Source organism: Bradyrhizobium sp. BRP19, assembly GCF_020194195.1.
GTDB classification, from domain to species: domain Bacteria; phylum Pseudomonadota; class Alphaproteobacteria; order Rhizobiales; family Xanthobacteraceae; genus Bradyrhizobium; species Bradyrhizobium yuanmingense.
Map to the genome: position 1 here is coordinate 1 of NZ_JADYVZ010000062.1, position 2,645 is coordinate 2,645.

Annotated in this window: 2 protein-coding genes; both read left to right on the forward strand. The window is 64.4% G+C overall.

All coding sequences use genetic code 11. From position 1 onward, the window contains the following. Positions 1 to 160 precede the first annotated feature (160 nt). Positions 161 to 1,711: an IS21 family transposase gene (istA, locus tag I6F36_RS38435; RefSeq protein WP_225143909.1), complete on the forward strand. Its 1,551-nt coding sequence runs from the start codon at positions 161 to 163 to the stop codon at positions 1,709 to 1,711. Beyond that, complete coding sequence (gene istB / locus I6F36_RS38440) at positions 1,708 to 2,517, forward strand: IS21-like element helper ATPase IstB (protein WP_225143907.1); 810 nt, start codon at positions 1,708 to 1,710, stop codon at positions 2,515 to 2,517. Before istA ends, istB begins: the two co-directional genes overlap by 4 nt. Positions 2,518 to 2,645: the final 128 nt, after the last annotated feature.

The window sequence follows — 2,645 nt, forward strand, 5'->3', positions numbered from 1 at the left end:
TGCCGCGCGGCAATCAGGGTGACAGTGGAGCGTCAATCAGGATGAGAGAGCTTCGCCGGGCTCGTGACGCAGGGAGGGCGTAGCCCGACCGGAGTTACGAGCCCGGCGTCGGCGCGATCCACAGGGGACCGCGCCGACTGGTGATCGCGGCCGGCTGGTTGTGCAAGTGGTTCTTCCGCCAAGAGGAATCACTCGCTTGCCAGGCCGATACATTACCGATCACCAGATGAGGCTCTACATGAAGTACCGTCAGACCGATACCCCGCCAGTGGCCGCCGCCAAGGCGTCGTTCAGTACCTCGACCGCGTATCGCTTCGAGAAGGATCGAAGGCTCCCATCGCAGAAGAAGGGAGCCCGCGGCCGGCGCCGACCGGACCCGTTGGCCGGTGTTTTTGAGACCGAGGTCGTACCGATGTTGAAGGCGGCCCCCGGCGTGCGGGCTGTCGCGATCTTCGAGGAGATGTTGCGCCGCCACCCTGAGCTCGGGGCTGGAATCCGCCGCACGCTGGAGCGCCGGATCCGCGCCTGGCGGGCAATCCACGGCGAGGAGCAGGAAGTCATCTTCCGTCAGACCCACGAAGTGGGTCAGGTCGGCCTGTCCGACTTCACCGACATGGGCGAGCTCGGGGTCACCATTGCGGGCGTGCCGCTCGATCATCGCCTCTATCACTTCCGGCTGGCCTATTCCGGCTTTGAGCACGCGCATGTCGTGCTCGGTGGCGAGAGCTTCGTCGCCTTGGCCGAAGGGCTGCAGAATGCTCTGTGGTCGCTCGGCGGCGCGCCGCGGGAGCATCGGACCGACAGTCTGTCGGCCGCCTTCTGCAATCTGGACCGGAATGCTCAGGACGATCTGACCCGGCGGTACGAGGACCTCTGCGCCCATTACGGCATGCGGCCTTCCCGCAACAATCGCGGCATCGCCCATGAGAATGGGGCGATCGAGAGCTCGCATGGCCATCTCAAGCGGACGATCGCCGATGCGCTGCTGTTGCGCGGCACTGCCGACTTCGATGATCTCGCCGCCTACCGCGGCTTCATCGACGAGATCGTCAGCCGCCGCAATGCCCGCAACGCCAAGCGCATCGACCACGAGCGCGCTACCCTGCAGGCATTGCCAGATCGCCGCACCTCGGACTACGAGGAGGTGATTGTCCGCGTGACGTCAAGCGACGGCTTCACCTTGCGCAAGGTGTTCTACACCGTGCCGTCACGCCTGATCGGCCACCAGCTGCGGGTGCGCCTTTACGATGATCGTCTCGACGTGTTCGTCGGCGGCACCCATCTCGTCACCCTGCAGCGTGGGCGGCCGCATCCCAACGGCAAGCACGACCAGGTCGTCGATTATCGGCACGTGATCCATTCCTTGCGGCGCAAGCCGATGGCGCTGCTCAATCTCGTCTACCGTGATCGGCTGTTCCCGCGCGATGCCTATCGGAAGACCTTCGATCGTTTGCGCGAACGGCTGCCGGACAAGAAAGCCTGCCGGCTCATGGTCGATCTGCTTGCGCTGGCGCACGAGCGCGGCTGCGAGGCCGAACTCGCCGGTCAGCTCGCCGCTGACCTGGACGCCGGCCAATTGCCCGATCTCGGACAGCTGCGCACGCACTTCGCGCCCGATCCTGCCCGTGTGCCGCAGGTCGTGGTGCATCTCGCGCCACTGGCCGCCTATGAGTGCCTTATCGGCACCGCCGAGATCGGAGGTGCCGCATGAACACGGCCAACACCGTCGACACCGCGCGCCTCAATCTGTTGCTCAACGAGCTGCGGCTGCCCGCCATCAAGGTGCTGTGGCCGCAATTTGCTGAGCAGTCCGACAAGGAAGGCTGGCCGGCGGCCCGCTTCCTCCCCATTGCCGAGCACGAGATCGCTGAACGCAGCCGCCGTCGCATCGAGCGCCACCTCGTTGATGCACGGCTGCCAGCCGGAAAGACTTTCGACAACTTCGACTTCGAGGCCGTGCCGATGGTCTCCAAGGCGCAGGTCACCGCGCTCGCCGCCGGCGACGGCTGGCTGGGCAAGGGCGCCAATTTGCTGCTGTTTGGCCCGCCCGGTGGCGGAAAGAGCCATCTCGCAAGTGCTCTCGGCCTCGCTCTGATCGAGAACGGATGGCGCGTTCTCTTCACCAGAACCACCGATCTCGTGCAAAAGCTCCAGGTGGCGCGGCGCGAGCTCAACCTCGAGGCCGCCATCAACCGCCTTGATCGCTTCGATCTCCTGATCCTCGATGACCTGGCCTACGTCACCAAGGACCAGGCCGAGACCAGCGTGCTGTTCGAACTCATCAGCGCACGCTACGAGCGACGCTCGATGCTGATCACAGCCAATCAGCCATTCGGCGAATGGAACAGGGTCTTCCCGGACCCCGCTATGACCCTCGCCGCCATCGATCGGCTTGTCCACCACGCTACCATCGTCGAGATGAACGTCGAAAGCTATCGCAGGCGGACCGCGCTCGAACGAAAACGCGGACCTGGACGCCCGCCGTCACATGCGACACCCAAAACCGTCTCTGATTGACGCTCCGCGACAATCAGAGTTCAAAAAACTCTTGCGCGCGACAATTAACGCGGCAATCATCACCTCGCCGCGACACCGACTCGCCATCCTGATTGTCGTGCGCTTCCCACCCAGATTGTCGCGCTATA

Bases quoted from the DNA above. Each gene is read 5' to 3' on its own strand.
- istB (WP_225143907.1), top strand. From the start codon at position 1,708: ATGAACACGGCCAACACCGTCGACACCGCGCGCCTCAATCTGTTGCTC.